Here is a 22,045-nt window from a genome sequence, read left to right as displayed (position 1 = left end):
GAAAATCGGAGGCTTGCGCCCCAGGTCAGTTTACTTCGAAGCCGAAGAAGTGGCGGCGCTGGAAGGCGTAGCCGCGGAAGAGGCGGCCGGCGCCTTTGAGCTTGCCGAAGACGAGGACGCCCAGATGCTTTCCTTGGCCTTTTCGACCTGCTTGGCCGAAACCGAACTCGACACCGAAGAGTTGGCAGGCAGCTTGAGCGGCGCCGGCAGGACAGCCGGCTTGCTGTTCAGAGCCGGTGCGGCCGGCGCGGTCGAAGAGGCAGCAGGTGCAGCCCCCGCCAGGGGCAAATCACTCAGAGACGGCGCGGCCGAGGCGCTGGTCTGAGCCGCCGGCGCCGCCGGTTGGTTGGAGGTGTTGACCGTCAGGCCGCTGGTATCGACCTTGTCAACCGCCGAGGTCTGGCGGGTCGAGAAATTGCCGACAATGGTCAGGCCGATGGAATTGGCGAAGAAGATAAAGGCCAGGATCGCCGTCGCCCTGGTGAGCAGGTTGCCGGCACCGCGGGCAGACATGAATCCGCCACCGCCACCGCCGCCCATGCCGAGCGCGCCGCCTTCGGAACGCTGGATGAGAATCAGTCCCGCCATACTGACGCTGACGATGATTTGGATGGTCAAAAGAATGGCAAACAGCATGTCAGGTCTTTATATTCTCGATCACGGATACGCGCCCGCCACCGGAGGTCCGGCGCGGGAAGTTGCACGCCCTTAGCATCCCTTTACGCGAATGGCTATAGGGCAAGCGGCGATAACACAGCCAAAATATGGCGGACGCGGACGATTACAAGCCCCGCCATAAACAAACACCCGGCATAAACATCAGACCGGTGCGATGTCGGCGGCAGCTATAATGGGCATAAAGTCTTCAACCGTCAGTGACGCACCGCCGACCAGGGCGCCACTGACCCCCTCCAGAGCCAGCACCTGCCCCGCGTTAGACGCCTTTACCGAGCCGCCGTAAAGAAGATGCGGCGCGACGTGAGCGCCAAAACGCTGGTCCAGATACCGGCGTATCAGGGCAAACGCCTCCAGTATCTGCGCGTCCGAGGCAATCAGACCGGTGCCTATGGCCCAGACCGGCTCATAGGAGACCTGGAAAGGCCGGTCCGCCAGTTCATCGGGCAGGCTGTCGGCCAGTTGACGCGACAAAACCGGTATGGTCAGCCCGCCCTGCCGCTGGTCAAGCGTTTCGCCGATGCAGATGATCGGCTCCAGTCCGGCCCGCAGCGCCGCCTGGACCTTCCGGGCCACCAGGGCGCACGGCTCCAGATGGCCATGCCGGCGTTCGGAATGGCCAAGAATGACCATGGAGGCGCCAGCGTCCTTCAGCATGGCGGCGGAAATATCACCGGTATAGGCGCCGGAATCGGCGTGGTGGCAATCCTGGCCACCCAGTATGATATCCGTCCCCTTCAGGACATCGGCCATGAGCGGCAGGAGGGTGGCGGGGGGAAAGAGGGCTACGCGCGCCGAGTGGCTTCGGCTTTGCGCGGCGATCGCTTCGGCAACGGCGAGCGAGGCTTTAACCCCGTTCATTTTCCAGTTGCCCGCGATAAGATGTCGATGTGGCATTAACTCGTCTTATGCTGGTTTGTTTTTTGGCCATCACCCGGAAAAACACCATTACCGCTTCTGGCGAGCGATTGTCCGGCGTCGGGTGCGTGACGTGCGTAAAACATAGACCGCCAGTCGCCTGCAAGCCAAGCGAAACTTCAAGGCTAACTGCAAGGCAGGGCATCCAGGTGCGTTGACAAGAAAATCCTTGAAACGAATAAATTCCCTTTGTAACAGCCTTATTCGTGCCGTAAGACACAGCCACATATGGCGGCCCTGGGGCTGACTGCGACTTGCGAGCCCTGTTCCGGCCTCGTCTACAGGATAGATATAGCGATGATCACCCTCTTCCGAGAATTCACCAAGTCATGGGTTTTTAAAGGCTTGATGGTGTTGCTGGTCGCCTCGTTCGCCATTTTCGGCCTGCGCGACGTCTTCGGCAAGATGGGCGGCGACAAGGTCATCGAAGCCGGCGACCGTTCCGTCTCGGCCAATGAATTCAAGGCCAAGTTCGAACAGTACAAGCAAGGCTATTCCGAACAGAATCAGGGCCAAACGATCAGCAACGACGAATTCGTCGAAAGTGGCCAACATGTGCAGATGCTGAACGAACTGGCTGACCAGACCGCCTTCGCCGCCTGGCTTGATTCGATCGGCGTGAAGCCCTCCGCCAAGATGATCGTCGCTGAAATCGCCAAGATCCCCGCCTTCTTCAACAGTGTGACCGGTCGCTTCGACAAGGACACCTACCGGATGATGCTGGCGCGCAACCAGATGACCGAGAAGCAGCTCGAAGACGAGATCGCCGACCAGATCGCCAGCCAGCAATATTTCACCGCCGCCGTCGCCGGCTTCAAGGCCCCGCGTATCTACGCCGCCTCGCAGGCCGCCATGACCCTGCAAAACCGCGACGCCAGTATCTTTGTCGTCAATGAAAAGAACATCACGATGCCGGCTGCACCAACCGATGCCGACATCGCCGCTTTCTACAAGTCGCGCCTTGAACAATTGCAGATGCCGGAACTGCGTCAGGCTTCGGTCGTGCGTTTCGATCCGAACGACTACCTGAAATCGATCACCATCGATGAAGCCGCCGTGCGCAAGATGTACGATGATCGCCTGAAGACCCTGGTAACGCCGGAAACACGTTCATTTGTGCAGGTCACCACGCAGTCGGCCGGCGACGCCAACGCTATTTCCGCCGCCCTGAAAGCCGGTCAGACGCCCGAACAGGCCGCCAAGGCGCACAAGGGCCAGGTCATCACCTATGACCAGAAGCCGCAGACCGCCGTACCTGATGCCAAGATTGCCGCTGCCGCTTTCGGACTGAAAACCGGTGAGATATCCGGCGCCATCCAGGGCGAACTCGGTTATGCCGTCATCAGGATGGGCGACATCAAGACTGGAGCCACGCCCTCCTATGAAAGCGTCCACGCCCAACTGGCCCAGGACTATGTCAAGGAACAGGCCGCCAACCGCGTCAACAAGGATTCGAACACCTTCTCCGACGCCATCCGCGCCGGCAAGGATTTCAACGCCACGGCCAAAGAACTGGGCCTGACCGTCGTCAAGCTGGAGCCGATGACCGCGCAAGGCCAGACCAACAATCCACAGGTCAACTACTCGAAATTCGCCCCGCTGGTAAAAGCCATCTACGACCTGCCCTCGGCCGGTTCGGCGTCGGATGTCGAGGAACTCGGCGAAGGCCAGTATTTCGCCGTCCGTCTCGACGCCGTGAAGCCCGCCGGCGCCCCGCCGCTGGAGCAGATCAAGGGTGAACTGGCGCAGTACTGGATGGCCGAAAAGGTCGCCGGCCTGGTCCAGGCCAAGGCCGACGAAGCCCTGGCTCGCCTGAAGAAGGGCGAATCCTTCGCCGCTGTCGCCGCCAGCCTCAATGCGCCGATCAAGCCGCTCAATGGCCTGAACCGGGCCATGGTCCAGCAGTCCGGCCTGCCCCAGGCCCTCGCTGGCCGCATCTTCGGCGGCGAAGCCAACGAGAATTTCTCTGTGCCGCTCAATCAGGTCAATATCGCCGTCGGCCATATCGACGCCATCCACCAGGCCGATGCGCAACAGGCCAATGCGATGTCGACCGCCATTCGCGGCCAGATGACACAAAGCATCCAGCGCGATATCGCCCTGACCACGCGTAATGACGCCCGCACGGTTGTCAAGACGCAGCTTTATCCGAACACCGCCGTCGTGGCGCTCGGCGTCACCCCGCCGGACCCCAAGACCATTAAGACCGAAAAGAAACTGAAGTGATCAGAGAGGCCGTGACTTTTGCCGCCAGCGAAGGCGCCTTTACCAAAGCTTATGAGGCCGGCAAGCCCTATATCGTTTGCCGCAAGCTGATCGACGACCTGGAAACACCGGTTTCGGCCTATCTCAAGCTGTCGCGCAGCCGCCCCTACTCCTTCCTGTTTGAATCGGTCGAAGGCGGCGCCCTGTCTGGCCGCTATTCGATCATCACCCTGTCGCCGGATCTCGTCTGGCGCTGCTTCGGCGAAAAGGCCGAACGGGCCACCGGAAACGATATTGCCAAAGCCGTCTATACGCCGGAAGAAAAGCCCACACTGGAGTCCCTGCGTGCGCTTGTCGCCGCTAACCGCATGGATATACCCGAAGGTCTGCCGCCCATGGTCTCCGGCCTGTTCGGTGTCTTCGGATATGACATGATCCGCCTGATGGAACCGCTTGGCGCCGCCAATCCCGATCCGCTAAACCTGCCGGACGCCTGCCTGGTCCGCCCGTCGGTGATCTGCGTCTTCGATAACGTGGCCCACGAGATCCTGCTGGCCAGCCCGGTCTGGCCGGATGACCGCAAGGCCCAGGATGCCTACAGCGCAGCGCTTGGCCGCCTCGATGCCGTCGAGGCCGACCTGCGCGTGCCGCTGGCCGCCCAGCCGACGGCCACCGACCATCGCCAGGAACCGCTGATGTCGCCGACCTCGGCGCTTGATTACGGCCGCATGGTCGAGGCATCCAAGGAATATATCGCCGCCGGCGACATCTTCCAGGTCGTGCCGAGCCACCGCTTCGAAGCGCCGTTCAACCTAGATCCGTTCTCGTTCTATCGTTCCTTACGCCGCCACAATCCCTCACCCTACCTCTATTACCTGAATTTCGGTGAGTTCCAGTTGGCCGGCTCATCGCCGGAAATTCTGGTGCGCGTACGCGATGGAAAGTTGACCATCCGCCCGATCGCCGGCACCCGTCCGCGTGGCAAGACGCCGGAACAGGACAAGGCACTGGAAGCCGAACTGCTGGCTGATCCGAAGGAGCTCTCCGAACACCTGATGCTGCTCGATCTCGGCCGCAACGATGTCGGTCGCATTGCCAAACCGGCCAGCGTGCGCGTCACCGAAAAGTTCGTCATCGAGCGCTACAGCCATGTCATGCACATCGTCTCCAATGTCGAAGGCGATGCACCGGATGATATCGACGCGGTCGACGCCCTCCTGGCTGCCCTGCCCGCCGGTACGCTGTCCGGTGCGCCCAAGGTGCGCGCCATGGAGATCATCGACGAGTTGGAATCGGTCAAACGCGGCGTCGTCTATGGCGGCGGCGTCGGTTATATCTCCAGCGGAGGCAGTGTCGATATCTGCATCGTCCTGCGTACGGCGCTCTTCAAGGACCGGATGATGTACGTCCAGGCCGGCGCCGGCGTGGTGGCTGACAGCGTGCCCCAGACGGAATATGAGGAAACCTGCCATAAGGCCGGTGCGCTCATCAAGGCCGCCCAGGACGCCTGGCGCTATAATTATCAGCAGAACTGATGGGCTTTACCGCGCGGATTCGCTGCCGACCGGCACCGCCTCTTTCGGCGTGCCGGACAGCTCAAAGTCGGCCTTGCCAGCGGGCATGGCCGGCTTACCTGCCGCCACAGGCTTGCTGCTGGCGGGGCTGAGCGCGGGACTTTGGGTAAAGACGTAAGCCAGCAGGGTCGCCGCACCGATAAAGGCGCAACCGGCCAGCAATGGCACGACACCCGGCAGTCGGTTACGGGCAGGCGCACGTAACAGATCCTGTGCCGTGTCCAGGCGCTCATCAAGGCGTCCGTCTGGCTGTACCGTCTCTGCTATGTCCCGAATCGTTTCCATGAGCGGAAGCTTAAGCATATTTGCCACGTCGCAAAAGTCTTCTGACGTTTAGGCTTGGAAAGCCCGGCGCTTTTGCTTACATACGGCTGCTTGCCTGGTCGCGCATTTTATCCAAAAAGTGCACGATAGCATGAACACACTTTTTGGAATGCGCTCGACGGAGGGTGCCAATGATCCTGGTCATCGATAATTACGACAGCTTTACCTACAATCTCGTCCATTACCTCGCGGAACTGGGCGCGGAAACGCAGGTCTGGCGTAACGATGCCCTGAGCGTTCAGGATGCCCTGGCCCTGAAACCGCAAGCCATCCTCCTGTCGCCGGGCCCCTGCGCGCCCGATCAGGCCGGAATCTGCCTGCCGCTGCTTCGCGCCGCACCGGAAAACATGCCGGTACTCGGCGTCTGCCTCGGTCACCAGTCCATCGGCCAGGCTTACGGCGGCGATGTCATCCGCGCCAAGACCCTGATGCACGGCAAGACCAGCCTGATCCATCACAATAATAAGGGTATTTTCAAAGACTTGCCCAATCCTTTTACAGCAACGCGTTATCATTCGCTGGCCGTAAAGCGCGAGACCCTGCCCGACGATCTGGAAGTCACCGCCTGGACCGATGACGGCGAGATCATGGGCGTCCAGCACAAGACGCGCCCGATCCACGGCGTCCAGTTCCACCCGGAATCGATCGCCACCGAAGGCGGCCATCAGTTGCTGGCCAACTTCCTCAATCTGGCCGGCATCGAAAGCCACAATCTCTATGTCTGACGCCTTCAAGCCCCTGCTGGCCAAGCTCGCCGAAGGCCAAACCCTCAATGAGGAAGACGCCGAACAGTTCTTTTCCGCCTGCCTGCGCGGCGAACCGACGCCCGCCCAGGTGGCCGCGGCTATCACCGCCATCCGCATCCGCGGCGAGACGGTCGGTGAAATCGCCGCCTGCGCCCGCGCCATGCGCAAGGCCGCCATCCATCTGGATCATCCGTATGACGTCATTGATGTCTGCGGCACCGGCGGTGACGGCCTGCACACGCTGAATATCTCGACTGCCGTGGGTTTCGTGGCGGCAGGCGGCGGGCTGAAAGTGGCCAAGCACGGCAACCGCGCCATTACCTCGAAATCTGGCACCGCCGATGTGCTGGCGGCGCTGGGCGTCAATATCGACGCTACCCTCGAACAGCAGCGCCGGGCGCTTGATGAGGCCGGCATCTGCTTCATGTTCGCGCAATCGCATCATGGCGCCATGCGGCATGTCTCGCCAATCCGCCAGCAACTGGGCTTTCGCACTATCTTCAACCTGCTGGGGCCGCTCAGCAATCCGGCCGGCGCGAAGCGTCAGGTCGTAGGCGTCCCCTCGCCGCGCTTTGTCGAACCCATAGCTCAGGCGCTGGGACAGTTGGGCGCCGTCAAAGCATGGTCCGTCCATGGTTCCGGCCTAGACGAACTGACCACGACGGGCGAAACCGATGTCGCCGAATGGCGCGATGGCTTCTTGCGCCTGTTCAAGATAACGCCGGAAGCGGTGGGCCTGCCCCGCGCGGCTTTGGCCGATATCACAGGCGGCGCGCCGGAGCATAACGCCGCTGAACTGGCCGCCCTGCTGGACGGCGAGAAAAGCGCCTACCGCGATATCGTGATGCTCAATGCCGCCGCGGCTTTCCTCGTGGCCGATACGGTCGAGACCCTGCGCGAAGGCGTCGAAAAGGCGGCCGAAGTCATTGACGATGGCCGGGCCAGGCGGGCGCTTGACACACTCATTGCCACTACCCAGGCGGTGTAACACCTAGAGCAGTATTTTGAGTTGGATCAAAATACTGCTCTAGTTTTTTGTTTTCACGCGCAATTTGCCCGAAAAGTGCTGCACACTTTGTCGGATTGCGCTCTATAACGCAACTGTTGATCCCGCGTGATGACGCGGCATGTTAGGCTGGATATGACTGAACCCACAGGAGACGATATGCTGGATATTCTCGACAGGATCGCCACCTACAAGCGCGAAGATGTCGCCACGCGCCGCGTCAAGACCACGCTGGACAGCCTCGAATCCCAGATAGCGGCGGTGGGCGCGCCCCGCGGCTTTGCCAGGGCCCTGGTCGCCAACAAGCAGCCAAACAGCCTCTCGCTGATTGCCGAAATCAAGAAGGCCAGCCCGTCAAAGGGCCTGATCCGCGAGGACTTCGACCCCAACTACCTGGCCCAGTGCTATGAGGCCGGCGGCGCATCCTGCCTGTCGATCCTGACCGACAATCCCAGTTTCATGGGCCACGAATCACACTTCCAGTCGGCGCGTGCGGCCGTATCCCTGCCCTGCATTCGCAAGGAATTTCTCGTCGATACCTGGCAGGTGACCGAATCGCGTGCCATCGGCGCCGATGCCATTCTTGTCATCATGGCGATGATCGATGATTCCCTCGCCGCCGACCTGATCGACACCGCCCATCATTATGGCATGGACGCGCTCGTCGAGGTCCACAATGCCGAGGAAATGACGCGGGCACTTAAGCTGAACTCCAAGCTGATCGGCATAAATAACCGTAATCTCAGGGATTTCCATGTCGATCTGGCTGTAACCGAAGAACTGGCGCCCATGGTGACGCCGGAACATATCCTGGTGGCGGAAAGCGGTATCTTCACGCCATTCGATGTCAAGCGGCTGGCTCGTACCGGCGCCACGGCCATGCTGGTAGGCGAAAGCCTTATGCGACAGGGCGATGTAACGGCGGCGACAAAAAAACTCTTGTCGTTAGCTTGACATTAACAAGAACACATATAGAACATCAGGCATAGGTTCATGACTTGTTCCCGAAAATTGGGGAACGAGCGCTGCTTGAGGTTTTGCCATGCTGACGACCAAACAACGCGAACTCCTGATGTTCATTCATGAACGGATCAAGGAGACCGGCGTGTCTCCTTCGTTCGATGAGATGAAGGAGGCGCTTGATCTGGCGTCCAAGTCGGGCATTCACCGGCTGATTACGGCCCTAGAGGAACGCGGCTTCATTCGCCGTCTGGCGCACCGGGCGCGGGCGCTGGAAGTCATCAAGCTGCCGGACCAGGCCACGGCCTCTGCCCCGCCGCGTGGCCGCCAGGCTTTTGTGCCGCAAGTGGTGGAAGGCAGCAGGCCCGCTCCCGAAGCCCCCAAGGCGGTCAATGACGACACACGCGAATTGCCGCTTTTGGGCAAAATCGCCGCCGGCGTGCCGATCGAGGCCATGGGTCATGAACGCGACCGCCTGCATATTCCCGAATCCATGCTGGGCGCCGGCGAGCATTATGTCCTCGAAATCGAGGGCGATTCCATGATCAATGCCGGCATTCTCAATGGTGACTATGTCGTAATCAAGAAAACAGACACGGCACAGTCTGGCGAGATCGTCGTGGCCCTGGTCGATGACGAGACCGCCACGCTCAAGCGCCTGCGCAAGAAGGGGGCGTCGATCGCCTTGGAAGCCGCCAATCCGAACTACAAGACGCAGATCTATAATGATGGCCAGGTCAAGGTTCAGGGACGTCTCGTCGGCCTGATGCGCAAGTACCACTAAAATGAAGCGTCGCCTTCGGCCTCCGAAGGCCGAGACCAGTAGCGATTGCCTCTCAGGGGCTGGGCGGCCTTGATCGCCCAGCCCTTTTTTGTACGCGTCAGTTCCAAAGCCCCCAATGTACGGAAATCACCGGCGGTGATATGATTGACGCCGCGGCATTGCGCTGGCCAGTCCCCCATTGGATTGCGCATGACCACCAGGTCGCTGGCAAGGCACAACTCAGTCAACCGCTCCGCTTTCGGCGGCCTGTTGCTGAACCAGAACCCGATCCGGAACGGATTTTGCGGAAGGGGCACGCAAGCATAGCCCTTGCAGGCATAGTTTTGATCCCTGGAAGGGTCATCCAGTAATTTCAAGCCATAGTGCTGAGTCCATTGCTCAAAGCCATATTGCCGGCCCCTGGAGCGCACCACATAGGCACTATCCCCCACACGGATCGCCGCATTGCCGCCTTCCGGATCGATCCACACATCCGGCGGCGCCACACGCGGCCACCAAAGGATGGTCGTCGCCGCCAGCAGGCCGGCCCAGCGCGCCTTGCCGCGCACTAGGCAAATCCACAGCAGACCGATGAAGGCTATGCCCAGCACATAGGGCGGCGCACTGGGCCAGTTGATCACCGCCTGCGGCAGGTGGGAAGTCAGGGCAGCGATGCGTTCGATCAGCCATAGCCCAAAACCCGCGACGCGCAAGGCTGTGCCGCCTAAAGGCGTGGCACTGAAAACCGTCCCCAGAGCCAGGGCCGGCATGACGATGAAGGCCGTCACCGGTGCCTCGAACAGGTTTGATAACAGACCATAGACCGAAAACCGGTTGAAATAGGCAATGGCGAAGGGCGTTGTGGCGGCCGTGGCGACCACCGAGGCCAGCAATGACAGCCACACCCCGCGCACAGCCGACTGGATCGCCTTCACCCACATCGGCACGCTGATTTCCCCTACCGGTTTCTTCAGGCTTTCCGCCAAGGCCAGCAACGCCGCCGTGGCGCTGAAGGACATCTGGAAACCGGGCTGGATCACCGCTTCCGGCGTCAGGCAAATGACCACGATCGCGGCGATCGCCAGCGCCCGCAGGCTGAGCGCGCGCCGATCGAGCAGGATAGCGCCAAACGCGACGCAGGCAACCACCGCAGAGCGCACTGCCGGCGCGGGGGAGCCTGACAGGGCGAGATAGAGCAGGATACAGATAATACTCAGACCCGCCGCCCATTTCTTGACCGGCACATGCAGGGCCAGCCACTGCACGCAGGCCATCAGCCCGCGCAAGGCGAAGAAGATGAAGCCGCCAACAATCGCCATGTGAACACCGGAAATCGACAAGATGTGCGCCAGCCCGGAATCGCGCATGTCCTGGATCAGGCTTTGCGGGATGAAATTCTCATGCCCGGTGACCAGCGCCGCAGCGAAGCCGCCGATGGCGTGGCCGTTCTTCCAATCCGGCGCGGTCGTCTGCACCAATCGTTCGGTAATCGACCAGCGCAGGCGATTGAGCTTCATCACCAAGTCCAGCCGCCAACCATGCGGCGGCGAGGCGATAATTCGCGGCACGCCCGGTACAAGTCCAACGCCACCAATGCCCTGATACCAGGCGCTGCGGGCGAAATCATAGCCGTCCGGCATGTTCGGCGGTGGCGGCGGATTGAGAATGGCGAAGGTTGAAATGGCGTCTCCCGGCTTGATTCCGACTGCTTCCAGCGTACCTGGCCGCAGCGAAACTCTCAGCCGCAATGGCGTGCCTTCCGGACGGACGCCACGCATGGCAATAGGCGCCAGCAAAAGTCGTGGCTGGTCCTCGCTCGGCGATACCACGTCGATCACATATGCCTGAAGCGTATAATTGCTCACCTCCGGGCTTAAAACCGGCGCTTTCACATGCTCTGTCCTCAGCTTGCAAACCGCAGCGCCAAGCGCGAACGCCGTCAGAAGGATCAACACACTGACAAGGTGACCATTCGCACCATACCGGCGCGCCAGTGCCAGCGCGACCAGGCATATCACTGCCGGTATAAGCGCCCACCACAAGGCAGGCTCGAACGGCAGGTTGAGATAGATGGCCGCCCCCGCACCCATGGCTACCGGCAACCACAGGAACAGGCGTCCTGTTTGCAGGGCCATCGCAGCCTCAGTCCGGCTTTTGAGGAAGACGATTACGGAATTCAAACGAACAGGTCTCTGAATAGCGACAAAGGGCTTGGGTTGCCGGCAAAGAGAGCTATAAGACGCTCACAAAATCGTCCCCCCTGATGTACAAATGACCATGACCCAATCCAAACCGCAAGCTGTAGTCACCCGTTTTGCCCCTTCGCCGACTGGCTATCTGCATATCGGCGGTGCGCGCACGGCGCTCTTTAACTGGCTATATGCTAAACATACCGGCGGCAAGTTCCTGATCCGCATCGAAGATACCGACCGCGAGCGCTCGACCCGCGCGGCGGTGGACGCCATTTTTGAGGGCCTGGACTGGCTTGGCCTCAAGCCGGACGATACCGTCGTTTTCCAGCACGCGCGTGAAGACCGCCACAAACAGGCGGTCACTGAGCTGGTGGCAAAAGGCCGCGCCTATGCCTGCTTCATGACCCAGGAAGAAACGGAGATCGCCCGCGAGGCTGCCCGTGAAGCCGGCCACGCCCTGCGCTCGCCGTGGCGCGACCGGACGCCTACTGTAGCGGAACTCGAACAGCCGCACGTCATCCGCTTCAAGGGACCGCTGGCCGATACACTTGTCGTACCCGACGCGGTGCAGGGCGATGTCACTTTCAATACGAAAGACATGGATGACCTGATCCTGCTGCGTAGCGATGGCACCCCGACTTATAACCTCGCCGTCGTGGTCGATGATCATGACATGGGCATTACCCATGTCATTCGCGGCGATGATCACCTGAATAACGCCGCCCGCCAGAGCCTGATCTATATGGCGCTCGACTGGCCGGTACCGACCTTCGCCCATATTCCGCTGATCCATGGCCCCGATGGCGCCAAGCTTTCCAAGCGCCACGGCGCGCAGGCGGTCGGCGATTACCAGGGCCTGGGCTACCTGCCCGAAGCCATGCGCAACTATCTGGCACGTCTGGGCTGGTCGCATGGCGATGATGAAATCTTCGATGACAAACAGGCGATCGAGTGGTTCGACATCGCGGATATCAACCGCGCACCGGCCCGCCTCGATTTCGCCAAACTGGGCTCGGTCAATGCCCACTGGATCCGCGTCGCCGACGATCAGCGCCTGGTCGACTTGGTCGCCGCCGAACTGACCGCCACCGGCCATGCGGAAACACCCCAGGCACGCGAAATCCTGGCCCGCACCATTCCCCTGGTAAAAGAACGCGCCCAGACCATCGTGCAACTGGCGGAGGCCGTTCACTTCGCTGTGGCGAAAGGACCAGTGCCGCTGGATGAAAAAACAAAAAAACTTATGACTGAGGAAACAATATCACGGCTCAATCGTCTTCACGAAAATGTGTTGACCTGGGACGACTGGAGCACCGAATATATTGACGGACAATTGAAAAATTTCGTGGAAAATGAAGGTATTGGCTTCGGCAAGATCGGTCCGGTCCTGCGCGGCATTCTGTCAGCCGGCCACCCCGCACCGGATATTTCAAAGCTTTTGGCCTCGATCGGGCGCGAAGAGACCCTTGTTCGCCTGACGGGGGGTCTTTTCATTTAGGATTACAGTTTGTAAAGCAGGCGCGACGCCGATTTAGGTGCGCCGCACACAGGACCGGCCAAACGGTCTAAACCTTTTACCGAGGTAGCGTAATATGAGCCAGACTACTCCCGCCCAAATCAATTTCGAAGGCAAGGCCGTCGATCTGCCCGTGATGAAGGGCACGCTTGGCCCGGACGTCATCGACATCCGCAAGCTGTATGCCGAAACCGACGCCTTCACCTACGATCCGGGCTTCACCTCCACGGCCTCCTGTGAAAGCAAGATCACCTTCATCGATGGTGACAAGGGCGTATTGCTGCACCGCGGCTATCCGATTGGCCAACTGGCGGAAAAGTCGTCGTTCCTTGAAACCTGCTATCTGCTTCTGCATGGCGAATTGCCGACGGCCGCCGAATTCGAGCCTTTCGAGAACTCGATCACGCGCCACACCATGCTGCACGAGCAGTTCGACAAGTTCTTCTCCGGATTCCGCCGTGACGCCCACCCGATGGCGATCATGACCGGCGCCGTCGGCGCCCTGTCGGCTTTCTATCACGACAGCCTGGATATCCATGACCTGAAGCAGCGCGAAATCTCGGCTCACCGCCTGATCGCCAAGATGCCGACAATTGCTGCCCGCGCCTATAAGTACAGCGTCGGCCAGCCGTTCGTGCATCCGCTCAACAAGCTCAGCTATTCGGAAAACTTCCTGCGTATGTGCTTCGCCGTGCCGGCCGAAGAATATGTGCCCAATCCAATCCTGACCAAGGCGATGGACCGTATCTTCATCCTCCACGCCGATCACGAACAGAACGCCTCGACCTCGACCGTCCGCCTGGCAGGGTCTTCGGGCGCCAATCCGTTCGCCTGTATCGCCGCCGGCATCGCCTGCCTGTGGGGCCCATCGCACGGCGGCGCCAACGAAGAGGCGCTGAACATGCTGAAGGAAATCGGCACGCCTGAGCGCATTCCGGAATTCATTGAAGGCGTCAAGGCCCGCAAATACAAGCTGATGGGCTTCGGTCACCGCGTTTACAAGAACTACGATCCGCGCGCGACCGTCATGAAGCAGTCGGCCGATGAGGTTCTGGAAGCCGTCGGCGACAAGAACGATCCTCTCTTCCAGGTCGCCAAGGAGCTGGAAAAAATCGCGCTGAACGATGAATTCTTCATCGAACGCAAGCTGTATCCGAACGACGATTTCTATTCCGGCATAACCCTGTCGGCCATGGGCTTCCCGACCACCATGTTCACCGTGCTGTTCGCCCTGGCGCGCACGGTGGGTTGGATCGCCCAGTGGAAGGAAATGATCGAAGATCCGGGCCAGAAGATCGGCCGTCCGCGCCAGCTCTATACCGGTGCTGCGCAGCGCGACTATACGCCGATTTCGCAACGCGGCTAAACTATTGGGGCCTGGGGGCTGTGCCCCCAGGTCTTTTCTCTATTCAAAGAAAAACCCGGTCCAATAGACCGGGTTTTTCTTTGAAACAAGGCAAGGTTTGTGGGGTCACGCCCCCTACGCCCATTAGCTTAGGCCGAGAAACGCCAATACCGCCGCTGCTGCTTTTTCAGCGGGTGGCTTCTGGCCGCGCCCCATAATATCAAGCGCCGTGAACTGTTCAGCTATCTGCCAGTCGCGCAACACTTTATCGCCCAGCCGCTCATCCACAGCCTGAACCAGATTATCGACCGTTGCGTCGTCCTGGATAAATTCCGGTGCGATCCGCTTGTCGGCCATAATATTGAACATGGTGACGTGCTTCAGCGTCGAAATCCGGCGATAGATCCAGTAGGTCAGCGGCTCAACCTTGTAGGCGATCACCATCGGACATCCCGCCAGGGCCAGTTCGGTCGAGACCGTGCCCGAACAGGCCAGGGCCAGGTTGGCGGCATTCATCGCTGAATGCTTGTCCGCTTCGCCATAGACCAGCAGCGGCTTCACCGGCCATTCCGATACACGGCGCTCAACCAGGTCACGTACCGTATCCGCTACCGGCATGACCAGCCTAAGATTTGGATGCGCGACGCTCAACCTGGCAATCGTCTCGGCAAAGAGCGGCGACAGGCGCTTGATTTCCGATGGCCGGCTGCCCAGCAAGACCAGCAGCAACGGATCATCCCGCAAATCAATCCGCTTGCGAAATGCAATGGGGTCGGCATCACTCAGGTCAATATTCAGCGCCGGATTGCCAACCACTACGGTTTTCAGGCCCGCCGCCTCGAAAAACGGTGGGTCCATCGGATGCAGGGCAAGCAGAAGATCCACCGATTGCGCCAGGGTTTTTGCCCGGCCAGGCCGCGCCGCCCAGACCTGCGGCCCGACATATTTGATCAGCCTGACCTGCGGCATCACCTTGCGGATAGCGTTGGCGACTCGCAAGGTAAAGCCCCAGGAATCGACCAGAATGACCACATCCGGCTTTTCGGCCTGCGCGTAAGCCACCGTTTCGCGGACGCGCTTCATGACGCGTCCATAAGCTTTTACCGCTTCCAGCAGCCCCAGGATCGATAGCTCCGAAATATCGAACGGGCTGACGACGCCCTGTTCGGCCATGCGCGCGCCGCCAATGCCGAAGAAGGTCAGGCCGGCGTCCGGCGCCTGGCGGCGCAGTTCGGCGATCAGGCCGGCACCCAGGGCGTCGCCGGAGGCCTCGGCGGCCACAACCATGATGCGCTTAGTGGTCATCGTGGCCATAGATGAACACTCCCAGTTCGGCGGCACGGGCGAATACGGCCGGTTTATCGACAATCAACAAGGCCTGGCTTTTCGCCACAATGCCGCAAAGGCCGGCGGCGGCGACATCCTCGACCGTTTGAACGCCGATGGTCGGCATATCCAGACGCAAGTCCTGTATGGGCTTGGCGAGCTTTGCGAGCACGCCCTTGCGATTAGCAAGCGTTCCCCGCAATGACGGATTGAGCGTATGGATTCGGCCCAGCATGGCCTGTGTACCTTCCTGCGCTTCGACGGCCAAAGTGATCCGCCCGGCCACCACTACCGCCTGGCCGACATCGAGCGCGCCGATGGCCGCCGCTATGCGCATGGCTTCCTGGGCATCTTCCATGGCTTCGGGTGACGGATCAGGCCCCGCTTGCAATCCGCAACCGATCAGCAGGTCCGGATCGGCCTCATGGGCGCCCTCGATATGATAGCCCTGGCTGGCGATAACCTTGGCGACCTGACGCAGCAGGGAATCGTCCCCGCCCCTGCCCGCTGCCTGGATGCTTTGCAAGCTCTGGTCTTTCTGCATGGCATCGAAATCGGGCCGCTGGACGTAGCCGCACATGGTCACGGCTTTGCACTGATCTGTAGCCAGTATTTCGAACAGCCGGGGGAAATCGCCAAGGCCGAGCGTATGGCCGGGGTGGTCATTCAGTTCGGCATCTGACAGACCTTTGATACGGATAACCGTATAGGGACGTTGCGTCTGCATGAGGTATCGGGCGATCTCGACCGGCAGGGCGCCGCCGCCGGAAATCAGGGCAAGTTTGGTGTGGGACATTAGCTCCGTCCTGTAACGGGGTGTGGGGTCCGTGACCCCACAAATCTTGGCTTTCTTTTCTTTCTCCGCCTAAAGGCGGGGAAAGAGAAGAAAATAAAGGCTTGGGGCCACAGGCCCCAAACCCCGAAACATGACAGTATCAATGATCCGAAGGCAAACAGATCGGCCGCGTCGAATCCTCACGGATAAACCGAACGATCTCCACCACCTGGTCGATATCGGAAAAGTTCTCCAGAACGTCATCGAGACGTTCCTGGAAGGTGCCCTCCTCGGCAAACATCATGCGGTAGGCCGTGCGCAGAGCCAAGATTAACTCGCGCGAGAACCCGCGGCGCTTCAAACCCACCAGGTTCAGCCCCTCAAGCCGCGCATGATTGCCCCAGACCGAACCGTAAGGGATAACATCCTTGGTGACAATCGCGCCGCCACCGATAAAGCTGTAACGCCCCAGGCGCGCAAACTGATGCACTGCGCAGGAACCGCCGAGAAACACGAAATCCCCGACCTGCACATGGCCGCCGATCGACGCCTGATTGGCCATGATGACGTTGTTACCAAGGATGCAGTCATGCGCGATCCCCGATCCGGCCATGAACATGCAGTCATTGCCGGCCACTGTCACGCCGCCGCCCTTTTCGGTGCCGGTGTGCATGATGACATGCTCACGCACCAGAACCCGGTCGCCAACAGTCAGTTTCGTCGGTTCGCCCTTGTGCGCCAGATGCTGCGGCGCGCCGCCCAGGCACGCAAACGGATGAATCGTGCCGTCAGCGCCGATCTCCGTCACGCCGTCGATGACGACATGCGATTTCAATACGGTCCGGTCCCCGATCTTAACCTGCGGCCCGACAATGCAGTAAGGCCCGACCTGGACGCCTTCGCCTAGCTGAGCGCCGTCATGGATGATCGCGGTCGGATGTATCGTTACAGTCATTTCGGGCTCTCAACCACCATGGCGGCGAACTCGGCCTCGCAAACGATCTTGTCGTTCACATAAGCCTCGCCGCGGAATTTGAATATGTCGCCGCGATGACGCACGACCTCCACCGGCATACGCACCACGTCGCCCGGCCGCACCGGACTGCGGAACTTTACACCATCCACCGACATAAAGAAGATGGTCTTGCCTTCAACATCTGCGTCCAAAGATTTCGACATCAGCACGGCGCCGGTCTGGCCCATAGCCTCGATCAGCAGCACGCCGGGCATGACCGGGTTTTCCGGAAAATGGCCATTGAAGAACGGTTCGTTGAAGGTGACATTCTTGATGCCGACCATCGATTTATTACGCACCCAGTCTTCGCCGCGATCAATCAGCAGGAAGGGGTAGCGATGCGGAATGCGTTTGAGAATTTCAGCGTAATCCACGCTGGCCTGAGTGTCAGTCGCATCCGGCGCATCATCAGCGGTCGTGCTCATTAAAGTCTTACCCCTTGTCCTTCGTCATTGCGTTCTTCTCCAGCCAGACCATTTCGCGCAGGAATTGCCGCGACGGCCGGGCGGGAAATCCGGATACCATGGTGGCGGCCGGTACATCCTTGAATACACAGGCGCCGGCGGCGATCTTCGCGCCCGCACCTATGTCGATATGGTCTATCACGCCGGCGCGGCCGCCGAACATGGCGCCGTCACCTACCTTGACCGATCCTGAAATGCCGGTATGCGCCGCCAGGATGCAGTTGCGTCCGATCTGGCAGTTGTGGCCGATCTGGACCATATTGTCGATCTTCGTCGCCTCGCCGATAACCGTGTCGTCATAGGCGCCGCGATCAATACAGGTGCCGGAACCGACGCTGACATCATCCTGCAGGATAACCCGGCCCAGTTGCGGCACGTCAACCAGGCCCTTTCCGTCACCGCTGACGCCAAACCCGGCCTCGCCGATATGGCCGCCCGAAAGCACCCGGACCCGGTCGCCCAATAAGGCGCAATAGATCGTGCTGTGCGCCCCGATGCGGCAATCCCGTCCGATGCGGCAGCCGGGACCGATCACCGCATAGGCTTCGATCCGCGTACCAGCGCCGATCTCGACATCCTGGCCAATCACCACGCCAATACCGATCGTGACGTCCGCCTCCATCTTCACGCTTGGATGAATGGCTTGTGTGCCCTCGTGCCGCCGCGTCCGGTAGAGCTGCGCCGCCACGCGCGCCCAGGCGGCCTGGGGACTAGCCGTCGCCAGGGCAACGCTGGCCGCCGGCACCTGATCGATGAAATCGTCGGTTACGAAAACGAATTCCGCCCTGGTCCGGTGCAGGTTCGTCAGATAGCGGCGATCACTGAAAAAAGCCGCATAACCGCTCCCTCCAAACGACAAAGGGGCGCAGGCCGTAATGAACCCGCTCCCCTTCTTTTCCGGCACAATCAGCCGGCTGGAGGTCAACGCCACCACCTGATCCAGGTCTATTTTTGAACCGATATCAAAAAAACGCGGATCAGGCATGAACGGTGTTATCTCTTGGTTACTTCGTGGGGGCTGCTCCCGCCGCCGGCTGGTCAAGCTTAACGCGATCGAAAGCCGGCAGGGTCTCGCCCGAGGCATTCATCTTGGCAACAACGTCCGTGGTGATGTTCATCGCGGGGTTGGCGTAGAGGAAGCTGGTTTGAGTCGCCGCACCATTCGTATTCGCAGTCATGTCATAATGCAACAGGGAGTCGGCTGAGAGAACCGTGGCGCAGCTCTTGGCGGTGACCACAGCGTTGATTTGCGGGATCATCTTCTGGAAGATGGCCTGCATCACTTCCTGCTGGGTGTACTGCATTTCCTGGTTGCGCTGTTGCACCTTGGCCTGGAACTTCTGGCGCTTTTCTTCCCACGCCTGAGCCTTACCTTCCCAGGCGGTCTTGCCGGCCGGGGTGGCGGCGCTGGTCTTCTGCGAAGCGGCCAGGGCCTTGTATTCGTCCTCGATGGCCTTGCCCTCGGCGCCAAGTTCGGCATCGACCTGGCCCTTCAGTTGCACGAGGCGGTCAGAGGCAGACTTGCCCATGTTCGAGGTCGACATGGCGGTCTGCTCATCGAGGACGCACTGGCCGGGAACGGCGGCGCCGAAGGTCGGCGGCGTCGGAGCAACCGGAGCGGCGGCGGCCGGCGCGGCAGCCTGCGCCAGGACCTGGGTGCCGGCGCCAGCCATCAGAACAGCGGCGGAAGCGATAAGGAAGAGTGATGCTTTTTTCATAGTTTTGTTCATCTCTGGGTATTGGTTAGAATTGCGTGGATTGCGAGAAGCGGAACGACTCGACCTTGTCATACGACTCTTTCGACAGAACCTGGCTCAGATCGAACTGGACCGGTCCCATCGGGGATTTCCAGCGGATGGTGATACCCGCCGAAGCGCGAAGAGACATATCATCGACGATATTGGTAAGCGCCTTACCAGTGGAGTCAATCTTTAGGCGATCGTCAACATTGCCGAGCGTACCTAAATCGAGAAATAGAGCGGTTTTAAGGCCATATTGGTCCGGCAGGCCGTTGGGGATACCCAGTTCGGTAGACAGGATACCGTAGGTCTGTCCGCCCAGCGCATAGCCGGTCGAGGTATCGCGCGGCCCCATGCCGGCATATTCAAAGCCGCGCATCGTATCGCCGCCCTTGAAGAAGCGGTCGTTGATGCGGATGGCATCACCGCGCCACGGAATGATCGAACCGGCGGTGCCGGAGACATGCAGGATCATGTCCTTCTTGAAGCCGTGATACCAGTGGCCTTCCAGTTCCGAACTGACATACTTCACGTCGCCGCCCAGGCCGGCAAAGTCCTGGCGCAGGGTGAACATCCAGCCACGCGTCGGCTGGATATAGTCGTTACGCAGGTCGAAGGCCAGCGAGTAGCCGACGCTGGAGGTCACGCCGGTGCCGCAGCTATAGAGCAGGCCATTACAGGCGTCCGACGAGGTATAGGTAATATCGTCGCTTCGGTAGTTGTAACGCAGGCGCAGGGACGAGAAGCCGTTCAGGCTGTAACCCAGTCGCAGGCCGGCACCGTAGGAGTCGGTCGAGTAATCGACGCCGTTATAATGATAGGAGCTCTGGAACAGGTCGAAGCCCGCCGAAACATCACGGCCCATGAAATGCGGCTCAGTAAACGAGAAGTCGATGGTCTTCTGGATCGAACCGGTCTGGACGCGGGCGCGGACCTGCTGGCCGGTACCGCGGAAGTTCTGCTGGGCGATCGATATATCAAGGATGAACTTCTGGATCGACGAGAAACCAGCGCCGAATGACAGTTCGCCGGTCGGCTGTTCGAGCACAGCCACTTCGATATTGGTCTTGCCCGGCACGGCCGATGGCTTTTCGGTGATCTTCACGCCGGTCTCATCCTGCTTGAAGAAGCCGAGGCCACGCACATAAATCTTGGAGCGTTCCAGCAGCGCCTTGTTATAGGCGTCGCCTTCCGACACCAGCATCTGGCGGCGGATGACCTTGTCGAGCGTCTGGGTATTGCCGACGATATTGATCTTGTCGATATAGACGCGCGCGCCTTCATGGACATTGAAGACCAGGTTGACATTGTGCGTGTTCGGGTCGGCCTCTTCCGAAGGCCGGATATCGACGAACGCATAACCGGCCGCACCGGCGGCGAAGGTCAGGTCATCGACGGCTTTTTCGACGCGGTCGCTCTCATAGAGCTGGCCCGGACGGATGGAGATGGCGTGCTGGAGGTTTTCGGCCTTCAGCTTGTCATTATCGGTCTTGATGGTGATGCGACCGAAATTATACTTCTGGCCTTCATCCAGGGTATAGGAAATGGCGAAGTCCTTGCGGTCCGGCGTTAGCTCGGCCACCGCCGAAATGACACGGAAATCGTAATAACCGCGATTGGTATAGTACTTGCGCAACTGCTCGCGGTCGTAATCCATCCGGTCAGGATCGTAATTGTCATTCGACGAGAAGAACTTCCACCACAGCGATTTCTGCGTGACCACGACCGATTTCAGGTCGTTATCCGAGAAGGCATGGTTGCCGATGAAGTTGACGGTCGAAACACCGGTCTTCGGGCCTTCGTTGATCTCGAAGATCAGGTCGACGCGCTTTTGCGGCAGTTCGACGATCTTCGGCGTGACGGTCGCCGAAATACGGCCGCCCTTGCGGTAAAGCTCGATGATGCGCTGGACATCTTCCTGCACCTTGGCCTTGGTGAACACGCCGCGCGGACGGATCTGCACTTCATCGCGCAGCTTGTCCTTGGTCATGGCGTGGTTGCCCTCGAAAACCACCTGGTTGATGATCGGGCTTTCCACGACCGTCACGACCATTTCATTGCCGTTCATGGCGATCTGGACATCGGAGAACAGGTCGGTGCGGTAAAGCGTCTTGACGGCGGCGTCGATCAGTTGCGCATCGACCGTCACGCCCGGCTGGAACGGCAGGTAGGAAATGATGGTCTGCGAATCAATCCGCTCATTGCCGGCCACGACGATGTGATCGACATAGGCCGTCTGTTCGGCGGCGGCCGGGGCCTGGGCTTCCTGCGGGGCGGCGCCGGCAGCCGGCGCGGCATCGGCGGGCGCCGTTGCGGGGACGGCATCCTGCGCCGGCGGCGCGGCGTCCTGGGCGTGCGCCCCAGTCGCCATAAGGCCCAGATGGGTCAGGGCCAGTACGCTGACGCCGAGAGTAAGGGAGCGGGTAAGGGTCATATGGCCTCTTGTAACCGTGGTCTTTGCGGCGCGAACGGCCGGCGAAAAAGCGAAGGGGTTGGTCAGTC

At 60.3% G+C, this 22,045-nt stretch carries 19 protein-coding genes; 8 read left to right on the top strand and 11 right to left on the bottom strand.

Going from position 1 to position 22,045, the window contains the following annotated elements; translation table 11 throughout:
* Window positions 1-30: 30 nt before the first annotated feature.
* Window positions 31-636 carry a preprotein translocase subunit SecG gene (gene secG / locus ACTHND_RS18165; protein WP_440179381.1) on the bottom strand — a complete coding sequence of 202 codons (606 nt, stop codon included), beginning with the start codon at window positions 634-636 and terminating at the stop codon, window positions 31-33.
* Between the two features lie 183 nt (window positions 637-819).
* Complete coding sequence (tpiA, locus tag ACTHND_RS18160; protein ID WP_440179380.1) at window positions 820-1,572, bottom strand: triose-phosphate isomerase; 753 nt, start codon at window positions 1,570-1,572, stop codon at window positions 820-822.
* A 318-nt stretch (window positions 1,573-1,890) separates the two neighbouring features.
* On the opposite strand from tpiA, the gene ACTHND_RS18155 reads away from it, so the two are divergent.
* Window positions 1,891-3,819 (top strand): SurA N-terminal domain-containing protein, encoded by a 1,929-nt coding sequence (locus tag ACTHND_RS18155; protein WP_440179379.1) that lies wholly within the window; start codon window positions 1,891-1,893, stop codon window positions 3,817-3,819.
* A gap of 11 nt (window positions 3,820-3,830) precedes the next feature.
* Entirely contained in the window at window positions 3,831-5,333 is a 1,503-nt protein-coding gene (gene trpE, locus ACTHND_RS18150; RefSeq protein WP_440179579.1) for an anthranilate synthase component I, read from the top strand.
* 6 nt (window positions 5,334-5,339) lie between these two features.
* Here trpE and ACTHND_RS18145 read toward each other — a convergent pair whose 3' ends face one another.
* A complete protein-coding gene (locus tag ACTHND_RS18145; protein WP_440179378.1) occupies window positions 5,340-5,657 on the bottom strand; it encodes a hypothetical protein in 318 nt (105 codons plus the stop codon).
* 170 nt (window positions 5,658-5,827) lie between these two features.
* On the opposite strand from ACTHND_RS18145, the gene ACTHND_RS18140 reads away from it, so the two are divergent.
* From ACTHND_RS18140 to lexA, 4 genes are all read left to right on the top strand, one after another.
* A complete protein-coding gene (locus tag ACTHND_RS18140; RefSeq protein WP_440179377.1) occupies window positions 5,828-6,421 on the top strand; it encodes an anthranilate synthase component II in 594 nt (197 codons plus the stop codon).
* Window positions 6,414-7,430: an anthranilate phosphoribosyltransferase gene (trpD, locus tag ACTHND_RS18135; protein ID WP_440179376.1), complete on the top strand. Its 1,017-nt coding sequence runs from the start codon at window positions 6,414-6,416 to the stop codon at window positions 7,428-7,430. Before ACTHND_RS18140 ends, trpD begins: the two co-directional genes overlap by 8 nt.
* Window positions 7,431-7,607: 177 nt before the next feature.
* Entirely contained in the window at window positions 7,608-8,402 is a 795-nt protein-coding gene (trpC, locus tag ACTHND_RS18130) for an indole-3-glycerol phosphate synthase TrpC (protein ID WP_440179578.1), read from the top strand.
* Window positions 8,403-8,490: 88 nt separating this feature from the next.
* Window positions 8,491-9,192 (top strand): transcriptional repressor LexA, encoded by a 702-nt coding sequence (lexA, locus tag ACTHND_RS18125; protein ID WP_090643239.1) that lies wholly within the window; start codon window positions 8,491-8,493, stop codon window positions 9,190-9,192.
* Here the strand turns inward: lexA and ACTHND_RS18120 are convergent.
* On the bottom strand, window positions 9,189-11,306 hold the full coding sequence (locus ACTHND_RS18120; RefSeq protein WP_440179375.1) for a ComEC/Rec2 family competence protein: 2,118 nt from the start codon (window positions 11,304-11,306) through the stop codon (window positions 9,189-9,191). The two genes, lexA and ACTHND_RS18120, sit on opposite strands and share 4 nt — an antisense overlap.
* Before the next feature lie 142 nt (window positions 11,307-11,448).
* Between ACTHND_RS18120 and gltX the strand changes: the two genes are divergently transcribed.
* Window positions 11,449-12,861, top strand: a complete 1,413-nt coding sequence (gene gltX / locus ACTHND_RS18115) for a glutamate--tRNA ligase (protein ID WP_440179577.1) — start codon at window positions 11,449-11,451, stop codon at window positions 12,859-12,861.
* Between the two features lie 94 nt (window positions 12,862-12,955).
* Window positions 12,956-14,245 (top strand): citrate synthase, encoded by a 1,290-nt coding sequence (gltA, locus tag ACTHND_RS18110; protein WP_440179374.1) that lies wholly within the window; start codon window positions 12,956-12,958, stop codon window positions 14,243-14,245.
* 123 nt (window positions 14,246-14,368) lie between these two features.
* Here the strand turns inward: gltA and lpxB are convergent, their stop codons facing one another.
* From lpxB to bamA, 7 genes are all read right to left on the bottom strand, one after another.
* The gene (lpxB, locus tag ACTHND_RS18105; RefSeq protein ID WP_440179373.1) at window positions 14,369-15,538 is read right to left on the bottom strand and encodes a lipid-A-disaccharide synthase; all 1,170 of its coding nucleotides are present in this window, start codon (window positions 15,536-15,538) and stop codon (window positions 14,369-14,371) included.
* Window positions 15,519-16,346, bottom strand: coding sequence for an LpxI family protein (locus ACTHND_RS18100; protein WP_440179372.1), 828 nt, complete (start codon window positions 16,344-16,346; stop codon window positions 15,519-15,521). Before ACTHND_RS18100 ends, lpxB begins: the two co-directional genes overlap by 20 nt.
* Before the next feature lie 139 nt (window positions 16,347-16,485).
* Window positions 16,486-17,280, bottom strand: coding sequence for an acyl-ACP--UDP-N-acetylglucosamine O-acyltransferase (gene lpxA / locus ACTHND_RS18095; RefSeq protein ID WP_440179371.1), 795 nt, complete (start codon window positions 17,278-17,280; stop codon window positions 16,486-16,488).
* Window positions 17,277-17,765: a 3-hydroxyacyl-ACP dehydratase FabZ gene (gene fabZ / locus ACTHND_RS18090; RefSeq protein WP_440179370.1), complete on the bottom strand. Its 489-nt coding sequence runs from the start codon at window positions 17,763-17,765 to the stop codon at window positions 17,277-17,279. The genes lpxA and fabZ overlap by 4 nt, the downstream gene beginning before the upstream one ends.
* Window positions 17,766-17,772: 7 nt before the next feature.
* Window positions 17,773-18,789 (bottom strand): UDP-3-O-(3-hydroxymyristoyl)glucosamine N-acyltransferase, encoded by a 1,017-nt coding sequence (gene lpxD, locus ACTHND_RS18085; RefSeq protein ID WP_440179369.1) that lies wholly within the window; start codon window positions 18,787-18,789, stop codon window positions 17,773-17,775.
* Between the two features lie 19 nt (window positions 18,790-18,808).
* Window positions 18,809-19,522 carry an OmpH family outer membrane protein gene (locus ACTHND_RS18080; protein WP_440179368.1) on the bottom strand — a complete coding sequence of 238 codons (714 nt, stop codon included), beginning with the start codon at window positions 19,520-19,522 and terminating at the stop codon, window positions 18,809-18,811.
* 25 nt (window positions 19,523-19,547) lie between these two features.
* Window positions 19,548-21,977, bottom strand: coding sequence for an outer membrane protein assembly factor BamA (gene bamA / locus ACTHND_RS18075; RefSeq protein WP_440179367.1), 2,430 nt, complete (start codon window positions 21,975-21,977; stop codon window positions 19,548-19,550).
* Between the last annotated feature and the right edge of the window lie 68 nt (window positions 21,978-22,045).

The sequence above is a fragment of the Asticcacaulis sp. genome (assembly GCF_051954415.1).
Lineage (GTDB): Bacteria > Pseudomonadota > Alphaproteobacteria > Caulobacterales > Caulobacteraceae > Asticcacaulis.
This window is presented reverse-complemented; position numbering and strand designations above follow the sequence as displayed.